The following is a 25,268-nucleotide window of genomic DNA, read 5'->3' on the forward strand; positions in this document are numbered from 1 at the left end:
ACGCATCACATGATTGTTATTAGTAACTTTGGATATGGGTAAAACTTGGTTGATTATTCCGCAGCAGATGAATTGATATGCACATAGGGGCGTTCTTGAGAAACTCCGGCCATTTGTCTTTCATATTGCGCTTTGCGCATGATTTGGTGTTTCTCAAAAAGCTGATGAATATTCTGGCGTTTTTCTGTCGTCATCAGATTAGCAGGTTTATTATACGGTGTATCCCACAGCACATCACCATCTGTATCATAGATAAGATCAACAATCAGGTCATGCATCATCCAGTCAACCTTTCTACCATCTTCGCGCAAGTGGTCATAAAAGGCATGTAGATAGAGTTGGATTTCAAATTCTGCATCATTGAGAATAATGAAACGCCCCAAAGCTTCATAGTAATCTCTATAGAGACGTACTTTACGGATATATTCCCCTTCTAAATCTTGTGTCAGAAGGTGACAGTGACGCAGTGCAAAGACATTCATGGGATTATTCATCCCTATAAGTATATCAGATATAGATAATAATCAGGAAGAAATCCCATATTAAGCAGCTTAAAATTCTGCGTATAAAATACCCAATCTATACTCTGTTATCGTTCCCGATCTGGAGATTTATCATTGGACTTAGAGAGCAGTTTTTTCATGCGCTGTTGATCTTTGGTCAGTGGCTTGTTCGCGTTTGATTTAGATACGCTTTTATTGCGGGCTTTAGCGGCTTTAATATCTGCCTTTGCTTGTGCTTCTGCGCTTCGTTTTAGCCCTGCATTTTTAGGGGTATAGGTTGGCTGGAGCGGCGTTGACGGTTTTTGTTTAGAAGCTGTCTTTTGTTCTGCTTCTTTAGCACGCTGTCTCATGCGCTTTAAAAGCTTATCCTGTGTCCTTTCAGATTGAAGGTTAAATTCATCCTTGGCAGCGCCTTTGTTCTTGCCGTGCCACTCATCATAACCAGACAACAATCCTCTCCCTTATCAACTTTGTTGATGAAGAACAGGCTAAGCCAATCAACTTATATAAGACTAATCACAACTGCGTTGGATGGTCATTTATCTATGACTACTTGGGGCTTTGCCCTTTTTTATGACTTGGGGTTTCACCCCCGGCGCGCAACAAGCAAAACCATGCATCACAGATCATTTCGTAATCGGTTCCTCCTAAAGGCCATCCTCCCATTACGAAGATGATCTTGCGCAGCTTTTCCTTGCCCCTTGCACCCCCATTCTCGGCGAAGGCCAAGGGTTCATGCGAACCCAATTTTCAATTTAAGGAAGGAAAAGAGAATGACACCTTATGACGCAGCAAAAATCCTTGGTCTAAGCGGTAACATCACACCCGAACAGGCAAAGAAAGCTCATAGAGAAGCTTGTAAGAAATATCATCCAGACATCAACCCCGCAGGGGAAGAAATGATGAAACTGGTGAACGAGGCTTATAGCGTCCTGCAAGATTTCACTGGTGACGTGAAGGAGCAGCAAACCGAATATGGCGAACAGCTAAATGCAGCTTTAAACGCCATCCTGAATTTATCAGGTTTGTTCATAGAAGTATGTGGGGCTTGGGTATGGGTGACAGGTAACACCATCCAGCACAAAGCAACACTTAAAGCCGCTGGTTACAAATGGGCGAATAAAAAGAAAGCATGGTATTTCAGGCCAGAGGAATATCGCAGTCGTGGGCGTGGTCAGTCATCACTCGAAGAGATCAGAGCCAAATACGGCTCAAGCAAACCACAAGGCAAAGGCCATGACAGATTGCAAGCATCTTGAGAGGGAATTTCCCTCTCTTTTTCTACTTATACGAATTTTGATAGTAAGAACTTACATGTTGATACAATTATAAATGCTTTGTTTTCTTGTATTTTTTACAATAGATTGTTTTAAAAACACTATCGATTAACCTCAGTTCAAAACGAACATTGAGAAAACCGTAAGCGTATTTAATTTACGACTTTTTTTGTTCATAGCCTGTTTAGGGGGGTGTTTTTAGATTAGGTGATTTTGATGAATGAATATATTGAGCCGTCTTTGTGGGACTATATTTCAGAAAATAAATGGTATGTGGTCCTATCATTCTTGGCCGTCTTGGTGCCTGTAGGTATAGCCATTTTAAATGGATATACTACTTGGAAAAAAGCACATTTAGAAAGGTATGAGAATGGGCTGTATATTGATGAAGCAAAGCTAAAACGGTCTGAACTACTGGCTGAAAACAAGCAATTAAATGTAGAGATAAGAAAAGCCCAAGCTCAAACTATCTTGAGGACGTATCAATTAAGTCAACAAACTAAAGAAGCTGCTATGGCAGGTATTGAATTTCAGCAGAAAGTTTTAGAGCGAGTAACCACGCCATATATTGAGATAGACAATATTTCGGTTTCAGATGGAATATTGAAGTTTGATATCGAGAATATCGGCGCGAATCCAATTAATCACATAGAGGTAGGAGCCTATTGTTACTCTACTTTGAATATCGATGGTGAAAAGTCATCTTTCCATCAAGGTTCTGACTTGGACTTAACAATAGCTGCAGATGATTTTTTTGTAAAACACCCTGAGGCGGAAGACTTTGAAAAACGGCTAACGAAATCCATACGATCTGGGCAAAAGAGAAATTTTCAATTTAGTATATTCCGCGAAGATCATGTGGCTGTATTACTTAAATCCCATGGAGAAAATACTGCCGCTGAAATTATCGTAAAATTAGACTTTGCAATTGATAACCACGAATTAGATGTAGGAAAAAACACTCAAAAACCGCAACATGTTGAGTTAGTCTTTTCGGTCAAATTAAACGATTTAAACGTTCCGGCAGAAAATATATCTATAAGTAATCGAAGACCCTCTTTTGTTTTTAATACTGAGAGGTTTTTGAAGTTTAATGGCGATGGTACAGCAACATTAACACCGCCAAGTAAACAACAAGTAAGAGGGGATGATGGACGAAAATAAGATAAAGGGTGCAGTCAATAAAGCATTGGAACAATTATTAGATTCAGATCAATACCTTTTATCCAATGATGTAAATGAACGCTCAATTTCTCATCGTCTTGCAATCTATCTTGAGCCCTTATTCCCCGAATGGCATGTCGATTGTGAATACAATAAGAACCATGACGACCCTAAAAGATTACGTATTCCGAGGCGGAAGATTGTATCTGCTGATACTCAAGCTACTACAGTATATCCCGATATAATTGTCCATAAGCGAAACACTGACAAAAACTTGTTGGTTATCGAGATGAAGAAAACATCTAATCAAGAAGACGACATATATGACTTACATAAATTAAAGGCTTTTAAGGAGCAATTAGGGTACGAATATTCAATATTTTTGAAGTTAAAAGTGGGCGCTACAGTAAGCCAACGTCTGTTTTGGGGTGAACGTGAATCAAATTGGTTCATTGAAACCATGTAATTATCTAAATAAGTTCAGGTGAGATCGTACAGTCCTAGCAGTTGAATGCAGTTGCAAAGATGAGAGTTGGATGATTGGATAAAATACTATAACACTGAACGAACCCATCAGGGTAAAATGTGCAATGGCAGAACACCAATGCAGACCCTAATCGATGGAAAACAGAAATGGTTGGAAAAGGCATTGAGCCAAACTTAACCTGACAAATAACCAACACATAGTCGGTAACTGTCAGATTAAGTCTGAAGTCCCTATTTACTATGCCTTGCGGGTGGCCTTAATAGAAAAGTCAATTTTCTTGATCAAGCTATTTCTAGGTTCACAATCGACATAGTATTTCAACAATATGCTTTTGAGCTTATGCAATAGCTCTATCACCCCTTCTGAAGTGCGTGCCTCTATCACAAACGGGTCATCAGCATCTACATCCCCGTAGTAAAATAGGTCATATTTATCGGTTTCTTCACGACTATGTTCCGCGAAAAACCAATCTTCCAGAATGCTCTTAAGCTTGTTCATTCGACCATACACTGACCAAGGTCTTTCTGGTGCCTGTTGAATTGCTTTAATGATGCGGGCAGCTTCTAAGTGTTTTGGAATTGGCATTGCTGCATTTGGGCGTCGATCATTGTAGGAAGACTGCAATCTCATAGGAATCGTCTTCTTAGTAGAGACGCGGTAAATAGTGCCTTTTGCTTGGGCGCGTCGTTTGTCTTGAGGAGATTTCGCTAGTGGGCTTAGGAAGACTTCGTGGTCATCTGCCGAGGTACCATTCCATGTTTCTTCTGTGATGGGTTCATCTATTGCGTCTATCTTTGACATCAGACCTTGGAAGTCATAATCGCTAGAAGCGTCTGCAACGACGAATAGCTCGCATTCATGAGGATAATACATACCCGCCCACTTTGATTTCAGAATATGCCAATTATGTTTCTTTGCCCAATCTTCACGTCCCGCATCGATAACCGCTGGCGCATAAGGTTCATCAATCAGAATAAACTGTCCGGTTGAGGGATCGAACCAGTCCGTGGAATGATCTGTTTTTGGCAACCTGTTATTTCTATCCCGGTTTGGGTAAGCTGCTTCAAAATCTTTTGATGGCTTTAGACCTGTGGCTTCCATAAAGCGCAAAGTTCTGACTGCTGAACAAATCATTCTTCGTGCCTCGCTCTGCGAATGACTTTGCTCATCTTTCACTAGATGGTCGGGCGCTACCACTCTAAACCAATCTAGCCCGCGCGCTTTCCGTAATTCAGATTTACTTGCTATTTCAAGTACTGGACTTGCCAGTGTAACTTTGAGAGTTTCTCTGCCAATTTTACGCACTTTGTTATCATACCAATATGCCGTCAGAAAAAGCTCCTCGCCCTGAGCGTCATTGGAGGTAACATTTTGAAATTGTTTACGTGCATGGGTATAATTCGCAAAAGACCCTGCTTTCGCCGCTATGTCCAAAGCTTTGTTATGGGGGATGCCATTAGCTTTTTTAAGCTGTTTGGCGTAACGCTTGATGCCATCAAGAGAAGATGGCTGAATGTTGTCTTTCAACATATCTATTCTCCTGGCCTGTCAGAAAGTGTCGTCCGTCAACCACTGCTCACAAGCCCAGAATAAATATATTGGGTGTGAAATTAAATGAAGTAGTGCTGTCAACAGCTTCGCAAAAACGGACGGCAAGCTCCTACCAAGAGCTAGATAGTAACATAAGCCTTGTGATGGAAAATTTCAATAGCTAGGTGGTTTAAATTCACAGCAATGTTCCTCTTGGAGGCAGGCTTTATCCACTATAAAGTTGTCAACGAATTGAATGATAATAACGCCTTATTTTGTTAACTGCTGTCGATTCATTAGCTGTCCGCTTATGACCGATAGCGATTCATATCAATTTATTGAAGCAATTTAATTATCCCAACTGCAAACCTCGTTTTTTACTTCGATACAATTGCCGTTCGCGGCTCCTATCCTTTGATTTAGAATGGGCTATTGGCTTACAAAGTCCGAGAGCTTGCCCAACCAATCCATGCAAGAACTTACGTTCTTCTTTTTGAGTGTATTTCAGGCGCTTCTTTTCCTGTTGTAACACCTGCCGTTCGGCAAGTTGCTTGAGAATGATAGTATCTTTCTGTTGCTGGTGCGCTTTCGCCTGTTCCCATGCCTTGAGCTGAGCCTCTTTCTTCCTTTGTACAGTTTTGCCAGATAGGAAGTCCCAAACACCCAATAAGCCTTTCTTGACCTTTTTAGCGTTTCGCTGTTGCAGGTTTTGTCTTTCGAGTTTTTGACGCTTAGCGAGGCTTTGGCGTGTTAGCTTCTGTTGCTTGGCAAGGGTGAATATCTTTTCCTGCAAGATGCTCTTTTCAGCATGATGGTTTTGCTTTTGCTGTTTGATCAGGTTTTTCAGGTTAGGTGTTATGTTCTCTCTAAACTTGGCCTTTGCTTCATCAACAGACGGCAGCTTGTCAGGTTCACCTAATCGTTCTCTGACTTCCTTGGTTTTTACACCAGCATATCTAGCAAGTGAGTAAACTTCACCCTGATAATCAACAGCTACAAAACCGCGCCTGTCACCTTTGGCTAACATAAAGCCATGTTCTGAAAGGGCTGCATTAAGTGCTTTTGTGCTATCTGAATATTGCCAAGCTTCTTGGAATATCTGTTTTATTTCTCTGGGGTCACGACCAGATCTTAAAGCCTGTTGCCATTCAGCCAGATCAAAGTTTGTCGGGTCACGTAAAGCGCGGTCTTTTAAGCCATCAGGTAGCTTCCAACCATGCTCAAGATAGAGTTCTTTTGAAAGTTCGGTCAGGCGGCGTTTAAAGAAAGGCAGGTTAACAGCCTTGAGCTTATCATCTTCAATGCCAATCCGTGACCAGACCACATGCGCATGACGCCTACCTTCTTTTTCATGGAAGACAATTGCTCTTGGCTGACCTTCCAAACCAAGGCGTTTTTCTACTTCATCAGCAGCACGGATAAAGGCGGATGTTGCCACCTGTTCGTGTGCAGGTGGGTTAAGAGATAGAGAAAACAAATACTGCTTACATCTAGTTGCTTTAGATACAGCATACGCTTCATCAAATGCCCCTTTAAGGTCATTGGCAATAAAGCCGCGCATTTCATGTATTTCTACATGCTCGTTTTCTTCTTTCATGAGGTGGTTTGCCAGTTCATGCCCACCACCTCTCTGGCTGGCTTTTAAGATCATGAACGTTTACCCAATCCCTGCATAAGCATAAGTCGCATATGAGCAATATCTGTACAGGCTTGTGTTAAAGCTTTTTCAGTATCAGGCGATACAACAAGCACACCAAGGCGCGAGCTTTCTGCCATCTCCAGCATAGAACCAGCTAAGTCACAGGACGCAAGTTTGGCTAATATGAGAGCAACCTGCTCCCGTGACATACCGCCAGAGGCTTTACGCTTAACAAATACGCAACGTTTCACATAGGTAGATAGTTTCTCACTACCAGCACGCTTTTGCAGTTCTGCACGTTCGTCATTGTTCAGGCGAACAGATAAAAGGGTGGAGGCTTTGCTCATGGCTTCGGCCTCCTGTTCAAATCAGGTCTTGTAGAACGATGTCTAGGCCTTTTTAGCTTGTTAGTTTTTGGAGAGCGTTTAGGAACAACTTTCGCTATGTCAGCATCATCTTCAAGATGGCTCAACCGGATTTCCCAATCAGCCAACATGTTGAACAATTCATCTAGTTCTTCGGGTGTATATAGGTTCGATGGAGTCCTTTCGGGCTCCACCACTTTATCTCTTTAAATGAGAAGAATGATACGATGTTTGTGTATGTATAAAAGCCCCCGAGTTCGGAGGCTTTTTTGTTTATAGTTTGATAATCAAGCCTTGGTCTGGGGCGAAGTTTCCTTTGGAAACATCCTTGAAGTGCTCCTGAAGGCTTTCAAGACCATTTGCTACAGTACAGCTAAGCCAATCTTTGCTTTTGAGGGCTGCTTTATACATAAAAGTGCCAGAACGCTTGTTAAACTCAGCGGGGCCCCAATCAGCTATCCGTTTTTGGATATGCCCGGGGGCAAAGAAAAACTCGGAACGGTTTGCTATAATGCCTTCCGCATCATTCTGGAAATCTTCCCAGTGGGTCATCCCAACATTGATCGTGTACTTCATATTGTCGCCAAGCTGGTTGTGAAGCGACGCCAGCAATTGTTTGTTGCCTGACATATCTACAATGACTGTAGGGATATCCTCAATAGATGAGAGATCATCATATGAAACAGTGCCGTTATAAAGCTTAAGGTTTTCCACATACTCACAGTTGCGGTTGGAAGTAACACCGATAATTGAAGGGGCATTATCATCTTCAGCGAGTGCATAAGCTAGACCAATGCTGGTTTTGCTTGAGGCACTCAGGATAAGTATTTGCTCGACTCCGTGCCAGTTCGCATCTTGTAAGGCATCCCAGATACAGAAGGATGTAAGATGTAGAGGAAACAGGAGCGAGCGTTCATGTTCCATAGATGGATCATAGGTTTTTTCAGCGCGCACTCTACGGTACATATTGTAGCCAGGCGGGAGGGTAGAGCGGTGCTCAGAAGCGTCAAAGAAAGTTTCACCCTTCACCATTGCAGGTTTCAGTTTCAGGTAATGCGAGGTGGGAAAATAACCGTAAAGTCGTTCGCCAACAGGTATTTCTTCGGAGCTTGATGATACAACATCGGCAAAACCCCACACAGGCAGAATACCCCATATTTCGCCATTATCATCCGATGGTGGGAAAAATTTCCAATAACCGATTTGGTCACCCACAGCACCGTATGTGATGTTATTGGCGGTAAAGGCAAAATGTTCAATTTTTACAAGGATTTCCCCTTCATCCAGAGTGAAGTCCTGCTCACTATTACCGGTATCTACCACTCGGATGGTGGTGAGATCATCTCTGCGAATTTGAAATTCAGCCATTTGGCTGCTCCTTACTTTCAAGCTGAGCGATAAAGTTCTGCAACATTCCCATTGCAGGCATAGCATTCGCGCGGAACCTGTTCAGGATATCCATTTTCTCTTTGTCGTTTGGGTCAACCTCGCTCACCATCTTGCTGAAACCATCCAGACGATTGTTTAGGAGCCAATCCTTCAGCCCTGCATCCTGCGACCATACAAACTGGTTTCGCATGAAGGCGGCGGTGAAATACAGATAATCTGTGTCGTGGTTTGGCACAGGTACCAGGCCGCAAAGCTCATTTTTCTTTTCTTCTGTATCGTAAGCTGCTTCCACATGGGCGATGAAAGCCGCACTGAAGACAGGCTGATAGGAGCGCACCATTTGCGGCGTAATTACATTGCCTTGGAAAATAGGTTTCATTTCCACGTTAGTGATCGCACTTGCCGTACAGTCTACATGCAATTCGCTTGGGCTTGTTGGAATAGTGCCATTTTCCAGAGTGATTGTATCTCTGCCGATATCTGTTACTCGACCCATGCGGATGATATTTTTAATGCGGCGTAATTCAGCGAGTTCCAGTTTGCTAACTGTTGCACCGTGGAACATGGAAGGGCGAACGTTTGTATCAATCCGCAGGAAATATCCGCATGCCTCTAACCTGTCGAACATATCAGTGATGGATGAAGCATTGGCGATGGCTTCCATTTGGCCCGCTTGCGCACCCATGGTGCTGTTAAAGAACTCAAGTGTTGGTTGGGTGTTCTCTCGGTCCAGCAGCCAGGCGTCTCGCGGCATAATCCAGCGGATTTTATCCGGGTCAGTGCCGTTTTCCAGTAGCCACAAACAGGCATCAATCCCCGTTTTGCCGCCGCCAATCACTGTATAGCCTTCAGGCGGTTCAGCTTGGCGTGTAAGATCATTCAGTGGGATGAAGCGCACACTGTTATCAATAGTGAAATTGGGGGTGTGAGTAGAGGGTACTTCGGTTTTTAGGTGCGTGGCATCAACCAGTTTTTTATAGGTAACGGTATGTGTTTCCCCAGATACTTTGGAAACAAATTTGCCGTCACCTATATAACTGCACATGGGGAAATATTGCACTCGGCCGGAAGGTAGGAATTGCTGACGCATCACTTCATCAAAATATGCGCTTACTTCAGCGCCAGATGCGAGATCATTCAAACCTTTATTGAGGCCTACCTGATCTTTGGTGCCTTTACTTAGTTCTTTTGAGCTGACGCCATAATAGGCGGAAGGTTGGTGCAGGGTGACGAAGGGGTAAGCCGCATTCCAGTGACCGCCTGGTTTTGCATATTCATCCACTAGGATGAACGTTGCGTCAGTTTCCGTAAGCAGGATGTCAGCGAATGCCATGCCCACGGCACCAGTGCCTACAATCAGATAATCTGTTTCGTGCGTGGTTCCCATATCTCTCCCCTTTTATAACAGTGTTATATCCTGTACTGTCATATATAACGATGTTATATGCTGTCAAGCGATACGGCGTAAGGAAGTGATGAGTGACTGATACTAAAGCGAAAATTTTGAACGCGGCGTCTGAATTGTTTCTTGAAGGAGGAGCGTCGGCTCTCAGTGTACGCGCTATTTCAAAACGAGCGGGATTGTCCACCATCGGGATTTACAGTCATTTCCAGGGCAAACAGGGTATCCTTGATGCCCTTTACATCGAAGGGTTTGGTTACGTATCAAACGCTGTGAATGTAGAAGAGCAGGGGGAAGGTCCTCTCGAGCGGATTATTATTGCGGCGGAACGTTACCTGCAAATGGCTGCACATCACAAGGCGCATTATAAATTAGTGTTTGGTGAGGGTGATAGTAGTTATGAACCCTCTGAAGAAGCAAAGAGTGCTGGCCGTACAGCCTTTGAAGAGCTGGTTAATCAAGCAGCAAAAGCTCTGCCTGATGGAGTAAGTTGGGCGCAGAAGCAGGAATTCGCCGTTGGCATATGGGCGCTATTACATGGATATGTAAGTTTAAGTGATCACGCTGTTACAAATCTTGTGGAAACCCAGAATTGGCGAGACATGATATTGAAATCACTTACCGCTTATGTGCAGGCGCAATTAGAAGCGTTTTCCCACTAAAAGAACTAAGGCTTTTCAATAGAATTGGAATCAATTTTGTATCCGCAGCTATGCCGTAAGGTTGGAATTTCTATCTTATTGATAAACTTTGGATTATTTCTTCAGTCATAAGAAAAAATTATGTTGATACACTGTAGCGATATAGTTTCCCTTGTAACCATTGCTGGTAGCGGCTTTGGGCTCATTTCTGCCACAATTCAATTGGTTAGCCTTTTATACTAATCTTTTGGCAGCTATTCCCATACCCAATGTTTCCCATTAGAACCTTCAGTGAGTTTGAATTTCTGCTCTGGAGGAAAGTATGAAAAATGTAATCAAGCTGGCGTGTGCAACAAGTTTGCTTGCGCTCTCTGCCGCTTCGGTATCTGCGTATGAGATGGATGTGGTGGATGCCCTTCTTCTTCAAGAAAAAGAGCCTGTAAAAAAGGCTCCTGCAAAACAGGATGAAGAAAAAAAAGAAGGTGCTGAGAAAAAAGATGGCGATAAAAAAGATGAAAAGAAAAAAAAGCCAAAGTTTAAAAAATACGAAGATGTTGTAACAGATAAAGCCATCACAAAGTATGGTGTTTTCACAACGCATCACGTGGACGGCAAAGTATATTTTGAAATCCCAGAAGACCAACTAGGCCGCGAATTTGTATGGCAGGTGAAGGTTGCTGGTATTGAAACCAATAAAGGCCTGATTTCAGCAGATTCTGCACGTCAATATGTATATTTTGAGCGTATCGGCGATGATCTGCTTCTTCGCGCACGTGATTATTCGGTAATTTCGAAAGAGGGTGAGCCAGAGACATTTGTTGTAAATGCAGCTGATCTGGACGGTATCCTTGCGAAACTTAAGATCGTTACATTTGGTGAGAATAAAACACCTGTTGTTGATATGACAGGCGCGTTCATGGGCAAAGTTAAAGGCCTTGAAGGTATGTTCAAAGCCAAGATGGATGCCAAGAATTCACTCGTGAAAAACGTTAAAGCATTCGAGCGCAATGTGGAAACACGTGTTCTTGGTCGCTTTAGCCGCAAGCAAGGTAAAGAAAGCCAGAATGTAACAGCGGAAATCCGCCATTCTATTCTTGCTCTTCCTGATGATCTGATGAAGCCGCGCCACTATAACCACCGTGTTGGTTTCTTTGACGCGCGTTATTCTGATTTCTCTGGTGAGAAAAACAAGGTTGAAACAAAACGTTTCATTAAGCGCTGGCGTCTTGTGAAAAAAGATCCGAATGCTGAAGTTAGCGAGCCAGTGAAGCCAATCACATGGTATATCGACCGTGGTACGCCAACGCGCTATATCGAAGCAGTACGTGAAGGTATTGAATTCTGGCAGGTTGCGTTTGAACAAGCTGGCTTCAAAAATGCGATTGTAGCCAAGATGGCTCCAACCGTTGAAGAAGATCCTGATTGGGATCCTGAAGATGCGCGTTACGCAGTAATCCGCTGGGTACCATCTTTCATTCCAAACGCAAATGGCCCGCATGTGGCTGATCCGCGCACAGGTGAAATCATCGAAGCTGATGTTCGCATGTACCACAATGTGATCAAGCTTATTGAAGAATGGTATTTTGCACAGGCTGGCGCAACAGACCCTCGTGCTAAGAAGCTACCTTTACCTGATGATGTAATGTCTGATCTTGTACGTTTTGTTGTAGCACACGAGGTTGGTCACTCAATCGGGTTGCACCATAACTTCATTGGTTCGAACGCATATTCTGTTGATCAGCTTCGCGACCCTGCGTTCGTAGCGAAAAACGGTGTTGCATCATCCATCATGGATTACGCACGTTTTAACTATGTAATGCAGCCGGAAGATGGTGTTTCACCAATTGATTATATTGCTGGCCCATATGATAAGTTTGCAATTGAGTGGGGTTATAAAGAATTCCCAGGCAATAAAACTGCCGAGGAAGAAGTTGAGCTTCTGAACAAAATCGCTGACCGCCAACTTGAAGATAAAGCTCTTCGCTGGGATGCTTATTCTGTTGGTCTTGCATATGATCCGCGTATCCAGACAGAGGATATCGGTAACGATGCAATGGAAGCAACACGCCTTGGTATGAAAAACCTTGAGCGTATTATGGCGAACCTTGTTGATGCCGCTTCTTATGAAGAAGGTAAAACATACGAGGAAGTACGTGTTGCGTACCGTGCGCTTGCTGGCCAGTTCCGCCGTGAAATCGGCCATGTTGCCAAATATGTTGGTTCTGCGATTTACCGCAATGAACTAGCACAAGGCCAAAGCCAGACAGATGTGTTTGATGCTTACCCGCTTGCGAAGCAGAAAGAAGCGATGAAGTTCATTGCCGATAATGCTTTCAAACTTCCTTCTTTCTGGAAGAATGAAGAAGTTCTGAAGCGTGTTGGTTATGATTTCTACAGCAACACAGTAAACGGTTTTGGTACTCGTATCGTGCGTTCTATGCTGGCTCCGGCTAAGATAGACCGTATCGTGAAATTCCGCGAAGGTGGTCTTGAAACATATGATCCGGTTGAACTGTTTGGTGATGTGAAAGCTGCGGTATTTGAAGAGCTTAAAGACCGTAAACCTAACGTTTCTGCGTACCGCCGTAACCTTCAGGGTGAAATGGTGAACCACCTGATTGCAGGTATTGAAGCAGAAGATGGTAAAGTAAGCGAAGATTACCGTTCATTGAGCCGTGCAACCCTTGTTGAACTTGAAAGCGAGCTTAAGAAGGTTGGGGCACGTAATGCGAAAATAATGTCTGGCATTCACTTCCTAAACCTTGCAGGTAAGATCGAAAAAGCACTGGATGCTGATTAAGATTAATCACTCAATTGAGTGTTAAAATGATGAGGGAGGTTAGCGAAAGCTGGCCTCCTTTTCTTTTGGTATATGCATAAGGTTTATAAACTTTCATCACGCGTAAGTGATTGTGCAATAAGGTGTTTTACCTTTAGTCCAGAAATGGTCGGTGTTTAGGGGAAACACATAAGGAAGAGTTTGATCATGAAATCAATTCTAAGCCTGTTGCTGGTGGGGACTATTGCAACAACTACCATTCATACATATTCAGCAAATGCCTACATGGGTTTTCAGGAAGCGAAGGAAACTGAAGCTGTTACTGTTGAACTAGGAAAACGTTATTTGCTTCAATCTGGTATTTTGGAGGAAGAACGGGAAATACTCGTTCATTTACCAAAAAGCTATGATCCTTCGGACGGTAATACTCAGAAATATCCTGTTATTGTTGTGCTGGACGGTGACAGCCATTTCGGGCATGCAACTCTTGGCTCAGGGCTGCTTGAAGAAAACAGCCGTATGCCGGAAGCGATTATTGTTGCTATCCCGAATGGCAGAGGGACACGCGGCCGGGATATGGCGCGCGAGATGGATAAGTTCCGTAATTTTATTGGAAACGAAGTGTTGCCGTTTGTAGAAGCCAAGTTTCCAACAAGTGGCCATAAAACACTGTTTGGTCATTCCCTTGCGGGATATTTCACTCTGAGTGTTCTTGCTGATGACGGTGATATGTTTGATGCCTACGTGGCTGCGAGCCCTGTGGTGCAGGTAAGAAACAGCGAACTTCTTGGTAAATTTGAAAAAATATTCTCTGAGAAAGCGGGATTAACTAAATCTCTCTATTTCACTCTTGCTGATGAAGCTGAAGAAGGTGTGCGTGCAACATCTGCTCTTAACAATATGGTTGCGCTCTTTAAGGAAAAAGCACCAGAGAACTTTGATTGGCGCTATGACTTTATCGATAATCAAGTACATATGACCACACCGTTCCTAACGGTTTATCAAGGTTTGTCTCATAGTTTTGCCGATTATCAGGCGCCTCGGTATGTTACCAAAGAAGAGTTTGAAAAAGCGGGTGGAATGGCAGGGCTGCAAGCGTTTTTTGAGCGCAGGGCTGGTAAATATAACACTCCAGATACTATCCCGAGCGAGGTGATGCAAAATACTGGTTTCCTTTATAGCAGTGCAGGAGATCATGAGGGCGCTATCAAACTGTTAGCTGCCAACCTTGATAACCATAAAGAAGATCTGTTTGCTTATCATGCGCTTGGGCGCGCTTATGGCGCTGCGGAGCTTTTTGAAGATGCCGTGAAAACCTATGAAATGGCAGTTGTTCTTGCAGAAAAACAAGAATCTTCGGACCTCGGCTTTTTGAAGCGACAAGTTGAACGCTATAAGAAAAGCCTTTCTCAGTGATTGGGTAAGGAAAGCCAGGCAAAGCCTGGCTTTTTTACTTCTGGCGTTGAGTTAGTGAGGAGCGCGTTCCAGTGTAACTGAACGTCCGCCTTGGCTTAAGGTCACGTTAGGCGCCTGATCTCCTTTTCCAAACTCTAATGACGCACCTGTTTGTGGCAGGAAGTAAAGGTTGGCCGTTTGGGCTGTTGCTTCCAGTTCAGCTTGTCCTTCCAGTTGAACCAGTATTTTACGGCCTTCCATGCGTACATGAAGGATAAGCCCGGGCCCGCCTTGGTATGTGCCAGTGATACGCTTTTTCTGCGCAGAAGAAAGGTTGGCTGCGCTTACGTTCTTCGGTAGCGTTGTTGTAACAAGTGCGCTGAAAGTGCCTTCGCTATCTTTGATGGTTTTCAGCTCCATGCCAGATATTTCAGCACCTTCATCACGGGTGAATTTCAAAACATCCATGCCGTTATCAAACAGGAACTGGTCACCGCCAATTGGCATCAGCGGCAGTGGTACACCGCCAGTGCGTTTTGATGTAAGCTGGTCACCCATCAAGCGTATTTCACGGTTTTCATGTTCGTTGATTTGGTACACACCTTCATATTCGCGAAGTTCGCTTTTGCTTAGATCCTCAACCACAGGCTCGGGGAATGGGTTGCCAAGTGCATAGGCCGCGATACGGAACGCGATTTCTGATGGACGGAAATCGGATAGGGGACTATCTGAGTTCTGAATAATTGCTACGCCAATTTCTGATTTCGGTAGATACATTAGAAAGCTGTTGAAACCATGAATGCCACCACCGTGTGAAAGCATCACTTCTCCCCTAAACTGCTGGTTATTAATACCGAAACCATATTCAGCTTCTAGGGCTTTGCCTTGCGGCGTTATCATTTGTCTGTAAGTGGCATCTTTCAGCAGTTTACCGTTATGCAAGGCTATGTTCCAGCGCAGAAGATCTTCAGGTGTGGATACCAAAGCGCCTGCAGCATGGGGTTGTGTCATACTAAGAATGGGGGCAGGAGCAAGATTGCCGTCAATAAGCGTATAACCGTTGGTGAGGCCGCGGATTAGCAGGTCATTACCACCAAACTCCGTTTTCTTGAGGTCATACTCATTGAAAATCGCTTCCTGCATATATGCATACCAAGCTTTCCCTGTGATTTTCTCAATGATGGCGCCTAGAAGTACATAACCAGAATTATTGTATGCCCAACTTTCACCCGGTTTAAAATCAACTGGAATATCTTTGAAGCTTGAGATCATTTCCTCTGTGGTGGCATCTAGGCGAATAGGGCCATCCATTACGCCTTCAATGCTGGTATAGCTTTTAATACCTGATGTATGGTTGAGAAGCTGAAGTACGGTAATGTTTTCACCGTTTGGGTAATCAGGCAAAAACTTTGATAGTGGGTCATCAAGGTTTAACTTACCGTCATCCACAAGTTTTAAAATGGCGGCGGCTGCAAACTGTTTGGTTACTGAACCAATCCGCATCACATGGCCTGGGTTAAGAGGAACCTCAAGTTCAGCATTGGCTTGCCCGCGTGCGCCGCGGTATATGATTTCATCGCCTCTGGAGACAGCAATGATAGCGCCCGGAATAAGGTCCAGATAAGCCTGTTCCATCAGCTTATCGGCATATTGTTGTAGGTTTTCTGATTGTTGTGTTTGTTGTTCAGAGCATGCCAGCAATGTGAAAGGCAGCAGAACAACGGCAAAAAGCATATGCATACGGCGCATATGGTCCTCCCTCTGTCGTCAAGTTATGCGCTCGTCGGGAAATCAATTTCCTCTCAAGGGCGCGCTGTTCTGTAACCAGCATGTTTTTCTTTTTATAGAAAGTACCATATCGCCAGGTATTTCTATTTCAAGGGGAAGTTTGAAGATTTGTTACCAGTTAAGTAAGTTTTTCCGGTGTGTTTTTCCAATAGGTAGACGTAGGCCAGTTTTGAAAACTACCGTGTCGTCTTCGATGAAATCGATCGCATCCTTGCGGGCTATAAAGGATTTATGGATGCGTATAAAACGGTTTGAGGGCAGGCTTTTCTCGAAACTTATCAAGGAGGCTGGTGTTAGTAGATAGTTATCCCCTCGCCATACTTTTACGTAATTGCCATACGCTTCCAGATGGTGGATATCTTCAAACCGCACGTGAATATGTTTGCTGTCTACCTTAATCAGCAGGCTATCTTGTATGGGGGCAGCTTCTTCCGGTGCTGCTGGTGGTTGGCTGGCATTGGAAATGCGGTGTCTCACTTTTTCAAGTGCTTGCTCAAATCGGTCAAACCGGTAGGGTTTAAGAAGATAATCAGTTACATCGAAGTTATAGCTCTCCAACGCATATTCTTCGTAAGCTGATGTGATGATAATTGCGGGCTTTTCTTTAAGCATGCTTAAAAAATCAAGTCCGCTTAAAACTGGCATTTCGATATCAAGGAAGATCAGGTCAACCTGCTCGGTTTTGAGGAATTCTAGCGCATTTTGGGCTGAATGGCAGTGCCCGGAGATTTCTACATCATCTACTTCATTCAGGTATGTTTTTATAATCTCATGCGCGAGAGGTTCATCATCAATGATCAGTGCTTTTATCATGGGATTAAAGGTCCATTACCAGTGAGATACAGAAACGATCCTGCATTTTTATGATATTGAGAGTATGCTGATCTTTATACTGCAAATTCAAGCGTTTATGAACATTTTTGAGGCCAATGCCGGGAGTGCTGTTTTTATAAGTTCGCAGGATGGAATTCTCACAAATGAAAGTAAGCTTGTTATCTTCTATGGTCGCTGAGATACGTAACCATGAGTTTTTGTTGTTTCCTTCCAAGCCGTGTTTGAAGGCATTTTCGATAAAAACGATTAACATCAAGGGGGCAATGGTGTGATTGGAACTGGTATTGCCGAAATGGACATTAAATTGGCAGTCTTCTCCCATTCTCAGTTGCTGTAGAGCTAGGTAATCTTGTAGGTAAGCAAATTCCTCTGCCAGTGGCACACGTTCCTTATCGCCTTTATAAACTACGTATCTGAAAAGTCCCGCAAGTTGCAGTACGGCTTCTGGGGCTTTCACTGATTTGGTTAGGGTGAGAGCATAAAGACTATTAAGTGAATTAAAGAGAAAATGAGGGTTTATCTGTTGTTGTAGCAGTGTAAGTTCAGCTTCTAACTGTCGTTTTCCTGCCTCTGATAACTGCCTGGAGTTTTCTTGCCATTTAAACGCCAGTATCAATGGTAAGCTACCGGCTAGTACCGCAAAACCCATATTAAAATTATGAATGCTGAAGATGTTGTCATCTCCGCTTGGGGTTAGTGGTTGGCTGCCGCCGCTTATTGGTAAGTTGAGGGCTATATAAGTTAGCGGTGGATAAAGAAGGATAAGCGTCATAAAGCCCGCGAAAACATAAGCCACCACACCGTGCTTGCTGAGGAAGTGGTTAATCAGTACGTGATGATTTATATAATAGAGCACATAAAGGCACATATATAAGAGCAGCATTTGAAGCCAGAAGAAGATGAAGGTGGGTATGTTTTCAAAAATATGCCTGAAATTTATTTCCATGGGGATAGGCTGGTTATAGATTGCCTCTGGATGAGACCCCAGGAAAAGAGCCGCTATAAAGCTGGCAATCACCGCCAGTGAAAATAGAGCATTATCAAGATTGATGTTGAATTTAATCTGGTTTTTTTGCCGTGTGCTAAACCAACCATTCACATATTCAATACCGTAAATCAGCCATAACAAAAGAAAACTGAAAATATCACTGATGACATATGGGGCAGTGTGTGATTGGTTGGCTAAACCCATTAAAATCGCAGGCCCCGTAAGCAGAATAATAAGACGGTATATCCAGCGGCGTTCAATGGTTTTTGGGCTGTATGTACTTAGAAGTAAAACTATTGGCCCCAACTCAAGAGTAAAGCGTGTGAGAGTGTAAAGGTAATTGGTAAGTCCCGCACCATCTTTCATAAACATATAAAATACGCTGTTTCCAAAGATCACTAAGAGCCCAGAGAGGTAGGGGGCAATAGCGTTTGTAACACTGGATAGGTTCATTGGATTTTCACTCAATTGTTCGCGCTGACTTTATGATGTTTATGCTCGCGATATTATACTCGCCCCAAAAGGGTTAAATGATCAACGGGCTGATTTCAGGGATAAACTAACTCGTCACCCATTTTAACGTTAAAAATGCCAAATTCTTCTTCGGTCACGAGTTTTGGGGCGTTCATCACTCTCATGTTGTAGATACTTACGCCGACCATATTTTGAACTCAACAGCGACAGAGGCAATTCCGCCCCCGCTTGTTGGAGAAGAAAAATGATCAGCAGAAATCGTAATATTCTAAAAACACCTAATGGATTGAATGTGCTCCGCACCGGCGCTTTGGGGCTTTGCGCTCTTGTGGTGACAGGTGTCCAGCAGGTTGCGGCACAGGAAAGCCAGAGTACCGAAAGCAGAATTCAAAAGTTGGATAGCTATTTTGAACGCTGTGAGGGTTACAAAATTTGTAACGGAACTGTTCTGGTAACAGATGGTGGGCAACTGGTTTATACTAAAACAATGGGGCAAGCCGGTGTCGATGCAGGCGTGAAACTGGAAGCAAATCATCAATTCGATATTGGTTCTATCACCAAGCAGTTTACCGCTACTGCAATTATGCGCCTTAAGGATCAAGGTAAGTTGGCGTTTGATGATGATGTGCGAAAATATCTCCCGGAATTGGCATATGAAGGCATTACCATTCGGCATCTGTTGAACCATACATCGGGGGTGCCAGAAGTGATGGGGTATTATTCACAGCAGTACCGGCAAGGTAAAGTGAAGGAGAATATCACTAATGATGGCCTATTGAAGGTGCTTGCAGAATTTAAAATGCCTGTTCGCTTCGGGCCTCAGGAAAAATGGGCTTATAGTAATACAGGCTATACCTTGCTGGCTTCAATTGTTGAGCGGGTGTCTGAAAAATCCTTTTCGATTTTTCTGGATGATGAGTTCTTTAATCCTCTGGGTATGAAAGACACAGTTTTGCGTACACCAGATACAGAAGATGAAATTGATAAAAGAGCTTATGGATTCAGCACGCAATTAACTGGGGAAATCCGCAAGAACGACCAAATACCGTTTTTCTATCTGGTAGGCGGCGGTGGTATCTATGCCACGATTTCTGATCTGCATAAGTGGGAACAAGCCCTTTCTGCGGGACAGTTGGTTTCAGCGGAAAGTTGGAAGGAAGCCACTACACCTATCACCCTAGCTGACGGCAGTACTAAAGAATACGGGTTTGGTTGGGGTTTGAGGGCTAGCAAGCTTGGCGCAGAACGGGTGGCTCACGGGGGGCATTGGCGCGGATTTAAGGCAGCGTTTGAAATGTTCCCGAATAAAGACCGTAGTATCATTATGCTCACGAATAACGGAGCAGACGATAGTGTTGATCAGGCGGTGGATGATGTAGAAGCTATTCTTGAAGGCAAGGAGCCCGCCCCCCTTAAGCGTTCAATAGCGCAAGCGCTCTATAAGGTGGTTAGTGAAGGCGGAGCTGATGCCGCGCAGCAATTTGTTAAGCAAACTGCGAGCAAATATTATTTTGATGAAGATGAATTAAACCGACTTGGTTACTTCCTTTTGGGAAATGATAAAATTGCTGAAGCGATTGCTGTTTTTGAAATTAATACAGAGACATTCCCCACATCGGCAAACACGTTCGATAGTCTTGCGGAAGCTTTTTTGAAGGCCGGGCAAAAAGCGAAAGCAGTGGCTACTTATGAAAAAGTGTTGAAGCTTGATCCTGATTTTGAAGGTGCCCAAGAAAAGCTCGCGGAGCTTAGAGTAGGGAAATAACGAGGCATAATCAGTCGAGCATGCAATTTTGCTCGACTGATTTGTTGTTGGCCTACTTGTTTTTCAATAGCCAAGCGTTTTCGGTAACGGGGGAGATATCAAATTCTTCATGCGGTAGTGGGTCTTTCACCAGCAATTTAAGCTGATAGGTATCAAAATAATGCTGGGTTACCTCTGTATCCGTGATTGGAAAAGGAGGTCCATTCCTGAGGGCAGGATCATATTCCAAACAGATAAGAAGTTGGTGGGCGCCCTCAGTGATATCGATTATATGGGCTGCATAGCGTTTTCTCATTTCAGCGGGTAAAGCCACCAGTGCTCCGCGGTCGAACACAGCGTCGACAAGGCCTAACATTCTGTCTGTCAGATCAAAGATATTACCCACATAAATATCTATATTCTCTGCACTGTAGAGTTTCATGGAACCGGCGGCAGTGACTGTTGGCTCTAGCTCTAATTCTTCAAATAACTGCGTGATAGCTGCTTCGCTAAGTTCTGCGCCAACAACGGAATGTCCGTTCGATAATAGCCAGCCAATATCTTTGGTTTTGCCACAAAGCGGCAAGAAAATGCGGCTATTCTCATATAGCTTAAGTTCGCCGAAATATTTCACAAGCTTTGGGTTTGCCTCGCTTAGGTGGAAGCGAATCTCATTCTTTGCCCATTTCTGGTGCCAAAATTGTTCATCCATAATCATACCTCATACTGAATTACCGCACCTTAGGCTCGCTTGAACCTATGGTGAATTATGGGTAGGCTACAAGTTCAAGTTAACTTGAGGTCAAGAGAAAAATTATGAACCCTGCTATCCTTGATATTGCTGAGGTTGCGAAACTATCTGGTTTGCCTGCATCTACCATCAGGTTTTATGAAGAGAAGGATCTTGTTCGCTCAATCGGCAGGCGAGGGTTAAGGCGTTTGTTTGAGCCAAATGTACTGCTTCGGCTTCAGCTTATAGTGTTGGGGCAACAATCAGGTTTTTCGTTGGAAGAGATTGGAGCAATGTTCACTGAAGGCGGTACCGAAATTAACCGAGAACAGTTGCTTGTGAAGGCTGATGAGCTTGATAGGAACATAAAGCAACTTACCGCCATGAGAGATGGTTTGAGGCATGCAGCTGTATGTGAAGCACCAAGTCATTTAGAATGTCCTCGTTTCCAAAAGGTGATGAAAATCACCAATAAAAAATATCTTCGAGACCGGCAGAAGCAAAAAATATAACAAAAATTTCTGGCACGAAAAATATTCTATCATTTTGTTTTATCATGAGTTTTTCTTTCTTTTTGGGTTAAGGGAAGCTCATCTATGCGTTACAATGATCTTTAATATAACATGCTACCTTGCATAACATGGTAGCATGTTATATAGTGATTCCCATGGACGCAAAAAATACAATTTCACAAATGCGACGCGGGATACTTGAGTTCTGCATTGTCAGCTTGCTGGCAAAGGATGAAATTTATACCGCCGAGCTAATAGATCGTCTGAAGGCAGCGAACCTAATCGTCACTGATGGCACGCTATATCCAATGCTCAACCGTTTGCAGAAAGCGAAGCTCCTGCAATACCGTTGGGTGGAGTCTGAAGCCGGTCCGCCGCGTAAATATTACGCGCTAACAGAAGAAGGGACAGCGTTTCTCGCGAAGTTAGACGCTGCCTGGCAAGATATGACAGATTCCGTGGAATCTATCCGCAGAGGACAGAACGATGAATAAGGTTGTCAGTATAGAAATAGCCGGTCAGGTTTTTTGGATAGATGAAGAAGCATATGATGTGCTTCGTTCTTACCTGAAAAAAATCAGACATCAGCTAGCGGGTGATGACTGTGAGGCAGAGATTGTTAAGGATATTGAATTACGTATCGCCGAGCTTCTCTACACATTCAGTAGCCACGATAAAAAAGCCATTACGGTGGAGCAGCTTGAAAGTGTAATTGAGCAGGTTGGCTTTATTGATGGTGATGAAGAGGCCGAAGATTATTCTGAACCAGTTCAACCTAAAAAAAGTTATCTGGACCCTCAGAATAAAATTCTCGCCGGCGTGTGTGCTGGTCTTGCTATTCGGTTCGGCGTGCCAGCATTTGTGTTGCGCTTAGTGTTTATAGCGCTGACCGCGCTTTTTGGCCTTGGTTTGGCGCTGTACCTGATTTTCTGGATATCGCTTGATAAAGCCAACAGCAGAACCAAAGCTCTGGCTGCTAAGGGTGAGACAGCTACAGCCCGGAAAATTGCGGAATATGACGCCCCTAAAGAAAATCCGTTTGTGCAACTACAGCGAATTATCTTTCTGCCTATCAGTTTGGTGGGAACCCTTTTATCGGTGATTGGTACTCACTTTGTGAACCGCCGAAAAGGATATTGGTTCCTCTTTAAGAACGCCTTTGCAGCAGGGTTGTTGTTTGCAGCTTTCTTTGTACTGGTGGGGGTTTATGTCTTCAATGAAGGCCGTCTGTTCCCTGTGGTAATTAACTGGGTGTTGAGTGCTGCGGCTCTCTATATCGTTGTGCTTATTCTGGCGATTTATTTTCGCGAATTTTACCTGGATCAGCCAAAACGAAAGCTGGACAGGAAGTTCAAACGTGCAGCCATCGCGCCTGTAATACTGGTTGGTTTGGCGTTTGCCTATCTGAACTATGCACATCTTAATCATGCCCACGAAGAAGTGGAGCGTAAGTTTGCACTAGAAGGTAATGAACTGGAACTGGTTTTCAATGAGGGTTTGCCTGATCTGATGAACCCGTATGCTTTTGATGTACGCTATAGTGTGATTACACATTCCGGCCCTGCAAACGAAGTGAATATGCTGATTTCTTATGACGCTGATGGCAGTACAGTAGCAAAGGCAAAGGAAAACATTCAAACCATTGAGTATGCTTTCAATTTTGCAGGTAATAAGCTCACGCTTGATCGCTCTTGGTCACTTGATCCAGATGCTTATGTCCGCGGACAGGGTGTAGAAGTTGTATTGGAAATCCCGCAAAACACGATCGTGAAAAGTAGTCGTGAACTATATCTCAGCCGTTATGGTGATCCTTACCGTTATTTCGCAAAAGACTATGGGATCGTGGAAGGCACATATCTGGCGGTTGGTGACAATCTTTATGACTATGGTCCCGAGCAAGATGGTCGTGTGAGCAACAACGAACGTATCGTTCTTCAGGACAAGTTCTGTGCGGAGTTTTTCTTCGGTGAAGTATGGAGCTGTAGCAGCAATATCCAATATAACATCGAATATAACTCTCGCTTTGATAAGGCTTTTGAAGCTCACACAGCGGAAATCAATGAGATACGTCAGTATCTGCTGCCTGACCGTAGTCTGTTTGTTTCAAATCTTGCCGAGCTTAACGAAAAAGCAAAAGAGCTTAGCGAAACCTACCCGGTGATTACCGAGTTCCAGCAACATGTTGAACAATTAATGGCCATAAAGGCTAAAAACCCGAGCACGACAGCAAATGGCGAGAGCAACCGCTCTCGCTAACAAACAAAACGGGGATAGAAAAATGGCTATGTTGCTAAATCGCAGAAGCTTTCTCTCAAAAACGGTGAAAGCAGGTACTGCTCTTACCCTTGGGGGAACGCTGCTGCATCTTTCCGCTTGTTCCAACGAGGATATCAAGCGGCCAATTTTCAACCTGGTAAAAGATCCAGATGGTATTTGTGATCTGCCAGCAGGTTTTCGGTACACCATTATATCAAGGCATGGTGAAATCATGTCTGACGGGCATTCAGTGCCAGATTATCATGATGGTATGGGGTGCTTTTCTGGGCCTAGTGGGGAAATCGTACTCGTACGTAACCACGAAATACCTACGTATTTCCCAAGTGATCCTCCGTCGCAGGAGCCTCGTTTTGCCTATGATCCAGATGCCAGTGGAGGCACGACCACTATCTGGTTAAATGACAAGATGGAGGTACTTAAGCACCATCTCAGCTTAACAGGAACTATCCGCAACTGTTCTGGTGGCAAGACGCCTTGGAATAGCTGGATTAGCTGTGAAGAGCCAGGTACTGGTCTGGGATCAGCGTGGGAAATGGGGAAGCGCCACGGCTATAACTTTGAAGTGAACCCTTTCTCGGCGCTGGAAAAAGTAAGGCCTCTTAAAGCTATGGGGCGTTTTAATCATGAAGGTGTCGCCATCGATCCAGCGACAAGCATCGCGTATCAGACAGAGGACAGGATGGAGGGTTGTTTCTACCGTTTCCTGCCTAACGTGAAAGGCCGTTTTGAAGAAGGTGGTGTGTTACAGGGCCTGAGATTTGTGGACCGGGATATCATTCATACGTCAGGTTTTCCGCTTGTGGCGGGCAAGCCTTATGCCTGTGAATGGGTAACGGTTGAAGAGCCTGATCCGGAAGAGGATACGGTTGCCGATCAGGCACAAGCCCAAGGTGCGGCGGTTTTTGTCCGCGGTGAAGGCATGGTCTATGATCGGGGGAGTATCTATTTTGCCTGCACATCTGGCGGTCAGCAAGGTATGGGGCAGATATTTAAATATACACCTGATGAAGCTGGTGGGCATATTGAACTTGTGTTTGAAGCCAAAGAGCAGGGTGTGCTTGAAAAGCCTGATAACATCACACTCAACCAGTGGGGTGACTTGGTGATTTGTGAGGATAATGGTTATGATACGCAGTGTCTGGTCGGGCTAACCCCTGAGGGGAAACTTTATTATATTGCTTCCAACACTCAGTCAGAGTGGTCTGGTGCTTGTTTTTCACCGGACGGCAGAACCCTTTTTGCGAATATTCATAAAGACCCCGGCATGACACTGGCCATTCAGGGGCCATGGGAGCAACTTCGAGCTGCTGCCTGACATATGTCAAAGACGTAATCTTGCATATCATTCTT

The 25,268-nt window shown here is 44.0% G+C and carries 22 protein-coding genes and 1 pseudogene; 12 read left to right on the forward strand and 11 right to left on the reverse strand.

Annotation, left to right across the window (positions count from 1 at the left end; translation table 11 throughout):
* Nucleotides 1-53 precede the first annotated feature (53 nt).
* Together KFE96_RS07900 and KFE96_RS07905 are read right to left on the reverse strand one after the other, a co-directional pair.
* Nucleotides 54-482 (reverse strand): hypothetical protein, encoded by a 429-nt coding sequence (locus KFE96_RS07900; protein WP_255835442.1) that lies wholly within the window; start codon nt 480-482, stop codon nt 54-56.
* A gap of 107 nt (nt 483-589) precedes the next feature.
* Complete coding sequence (locus KFE96_RS07905) at nt 590-952, reverse strand: hypothetical protein (RefSeq protein ID WP_255835443.1); 363 nt, start codon at nt 950-952, stop codon at nt 590-592.
* Nucleotides 953-1,276: 324 nt separating this feature from the next.
* Here KFE96_RS07905 and KFE96_RS07910 point away from each other — a divergent pair, with 324 nt between their 5' ends.
* From KFE96_RS07910 to KFE96_RS07925, 4 genes and pseudogenes are all read left to right on the forward strand, one after another.
* Nucleotides 1,277-1,762: a J domain-containing protein gene (locus KFE96_RS07910; RefSeq protein ID WP_255835444.1), complete on the forward strand. Its 486-nt coding sequence runs from the start codon at nt 1,277-1,279 to the stop codon at nt 1,760-1,762.
* Nucleotides 1,763-1,996: 234 nt separating this feature from the next.
* The gene (locus KFE96_RS07915) at nt 1,997-2,944 is read left to right on the forward strand and encodes a hypothetical protein (RefSeq protein ID WP_255835445.1); all 948 of its coding nucleotides are present in this window, start codon (nt 1,997-1,999) and stop codon (nt 2,942-2,944) included.
* A complete protein-coding gene (locus tag KFE96_RS07920) occupies nt 2,931-3,410 on the forward strand; it encodes a hypothetical protein (RefSeq protein WP_255835446.1) in 480 nt (159 codons plus the stop codon). The genes KFE96_RS07915 and KFE96_RS07920 overlap by 14 nt, the downstream gene beginning before the upstream one ends.
* A gap of 63 nt (nt 3,411-3,473) precedes the next feature.
* Nucleotides 3,474-3,608 (forward strand): annotated as a pseudogene (locus KFE96_RS07925) (IS481 family transposase); the annotation flags it as partial.
* Between the two features lie 60 nt (nt 3,609-3,668).
* Here KFE96_RS07925 and KFE96_RS07930 read toward each other — a convergent pair.
* The 5 genes from KFE96_RS07930 to KFE96_RS07950 all read right to left on the reverse strand — a co-directional run bounded on the left by KFE96_RS07930 (nt 3,669) and on the right by KFE96_RS07950 (nt 9,741).
* Nucleotides 3,669-4,961, reverse strand: a complete 1,293-nt coding sequence (locus KFE96_RS07930; RefSeq protein ID WP_255835447.1) for a DUF5623 domain-containing protein — start codon at nt 4,959-4,961, stop codon at nt 3,669-3,671.
* Between the two features lie 352 nt (nt 4,962-5,313).
* Nucleotides 5,314-6,612, reverse strand: coding sequence for a relaxase/mobilization nuclease domain-containing protein (locus KFE96_RS07935; RefSeq protein WP_255835448.1), 1,299 nt, complete (start codon nt 6,610-6,612; stop codon nt 5,314-5,316).
* Nucleotides 6,609-6,947 (reverse strand): hypothetical protein, encoded by a 339-nt coding sequence (locus KFE96_RS07940; protein ID WP_255835449.1) that lies wholly within the window; start codon nt 6,945-6,947, stop codon nt 6,609-6,611. The genes KFE96_RS07935 and KFE96_RS07940 overlap by 4 nt, the downstream gene beginning before the upstream one ends.
* A gap of 291 nt (nt 6,948-7,238) precedes the next feature.
* The gene (locus KFE96_RS07945; RefSeq protein WP_255835450.1) at nt 7,239-8,333 is read right to left on the reverse strand and encodes a DUF2855 family protein; all 1,095 of its coding nucleotides are present in this window, start codon (nt 8,331-8,333) and stop codon (nt 7,239-7,241) included.
* Nucleotides 8,326-9,741, reverse strand: coding sequence for a hypothetical protein (locus KFE96_RS07950; RefSeq protein WP_255835451.1), 1,416 nt, complete (start codon nt 9,739-9,741; stop codon nt 8,326-8,328). Before KFE96_RS07950 ends, KFE96_RS07945 begins: the two co-directional genes overlap by 8 nt.
* A 92-nt stretch (nt 9,742-9,833) precedes the next feature.
* On the opposite strand from KFE96_RS07950, the gene KFE96_RS07955 reads away from it, so the two are divergent.
* From KFE96_RS07955 to KFE96_RS07965, 3 genes are all read left to right on the forward strand, one after another.
* A complete protein-coding gene (locus KFE96_RS07955) occupies nt 9,834-10,418 on the forward strand; it encodes a TetR/AcrR family transcriptional regulator (RefSeq protein WP_247020810.1) in 585 nt (194 codons plus the stop codon).
* A gap of 301 nt (nt 10,419-10,719) precedes the next feature.
* The gene (locus KFE96_RS07960) at nt 10,720-13,197 is read left to right on the forward strand and encodes a zinc-dependent metalloprotease (protein ID WP_255835452.1); all 2,478 of its coding nucleotides are present in this window, start codon (nt 10,720-10,722) and stop codon (nt 13,195-13,197) included.
* Between the two features lie 186 nt (nt 13,198-13,383).
* Nucleotides 13,384-14,592: an alpha/beta hydrolase-fold protein gene (locus KFE96_RS07965; RefSeq protein WP_255835453.1), complete on the forward strand. Its 1,209-nt coding sequence runs from the start codon at nt 13,384-13,386 to the stop codon at nt 14,590-14,592.
* Nucleotides 14,593-14,643: 51 nt separating this feature from the next.
* Here the strand turns inward: KFE96_RS07965 and KFE96_RS07970 are convergent, their stop codons facing one another.
* The 3 genes from KFE96_RS07970 to KFE96_RS07980 all read right to left on the reverse strand — a co-directional run bounded on the left by KFE96_RS07970 (nt 14,644) and on the right by KFE96_RS07980 (nt 18,634).
* Nucleotides 14,644-16,320 carry a serine hydrolase gene (locus KFE96_RS07970; RefSeq protein WP_255835454.1) on the reverse strand — a complete coding sequence of 559 codons (1,677 nt, stop codon included), beginning with the start codon at nt 16,318-16,320 and terminating at the stop codon, nt 14,644-14,646.
* Nucleotides 16,321-16,470: 150 nt separating this feature from the next.
* Nucleotides 16,471-17,172, reverse strand: coding sequence for a LytTR family DNA-binding domain-containing protein (locus tag KFE96_RS07975; protein ID WP_255835455.1), 702 nt, complete (start codon nt 17,170-17,172; stop codon nt 16,471-16,473).
* Between the two features lie 4 nt (nt 17,173-17,176).
* On the reverse strand, nt 17,177-18,634 hold the full coding sequence (locus KFE96_RS07980; RefSeq protein ID WP_255835456.1) for a sensor histidine kinase: 1,458 nt from the start codon (nt 18,632-18,634) through the stop codon (nt 17,177-17,179).
* A gap of 265 nt (nt 18,635-18,899) precedes the next feature.
* Here KFE96_RS07980 and KFE96_RS07985 point away from each other — a divergent pair, with 265 nt between their 5' ends.
* On the forward strand, nt 18,900-20,420 hold the full coding sequence (locus KFE96_RS07985) for a serine hydrolase (protein WP_255835457.1): 1,521 nt from the start codon (nt 18,900-18,902) through the stop codon (nt 20,418-20,420).
* A gap of 52 nt (nt 20,421-20,472) precedes the next feature.
* Here the strand turns inward: KFE96_RS07985 and tmpT are convergent, their stop codons facing one another.
* Complete coding sequence (tmpT, locus tag KFE96_RS07990) at nt 20,473-21,111, reverse strand: thiopurine S-methyltransferase (protein WP_255835458.1); 639 nt, start codon at nt 21,109-21,111, stop codon at nt 20,473-20,475.
* A gap of 104 nt (nt 21,112-21,215) precedes the next feature.
* Here tmpT and KFE96_RS07995 point away from each other — a divergent pair, with 104 nt between their 5' ends.
* The 4 genes from KFE96_RS07995 to KFE96_RS08010 all read left to right on the forward strand — a co-directional run bounded on the left by KFE96_RS07995 (nt 21,216) and on the right by KFE96_RS08010 (nt 25,233).
* A complete protein-coding gene (locus tag KFE96_RS07995; RefSeq protein ID WP_255835459.1) occupies nt 21,216-21,641 on the forward strand; it encodes a helix-turn-helix domain-containing protein in 426 nt (141 codons plus the stop codon).
* Between the two features lie 182 nt (nt 21,642-21,823).
* The gene (locus KFE96_RS08000) at nt 21,824-22,135 is read left to right on the forward strand and encodes a PadR family transcriptional regulator (protein ID WP_255835460.1); all 312 of its coding nucleotides are present in this window, start codon (nt 21,824-21,826) and stop codon (nt 22,133-22,135) included.
* On the forward strand, nt 22,128-23,897 hold the full coding sequence (locus KFE96_RS08005; protein ID WP_255835462.1) for a PspC domain-containing protein: 1,770 nt from the start codon (nt 22,128-22,130) through the stop codon (nt 23,895-23,897). The genes KFE96_RS08000 and KFE96_RS08005 overlap by 8 nt, the downstream gene beginning before the upstream one ends.
* A 22-nt stretch (nt 23,898-23,919) precedes the next feature.
* Nucleotides 23,920-25,233, forward strand: coding sequence for an alkaline phosphatase PhoX (locus KFE96_RS08010; protein WP_255835464.1), 1,314 nt, complete (start codon nt 23,920-23,922; stop codon nt 25,231-25,233).
* Nucleotides 25,234-25,268 lie beyond the last annotated feature (35 nt).

Origin of the sequence: Kordiimonas sp. SCSIO 12603, from assembly GCF_024398035.1 — a bacterium.
In the GTDB taxonomy this organism is placed as follows: domain Bacteria; phylum Pseudomonadota; class Alphaproteobacteria; order Sphingomonadales; family Kordiimonadaceae; genus Kordiimonas.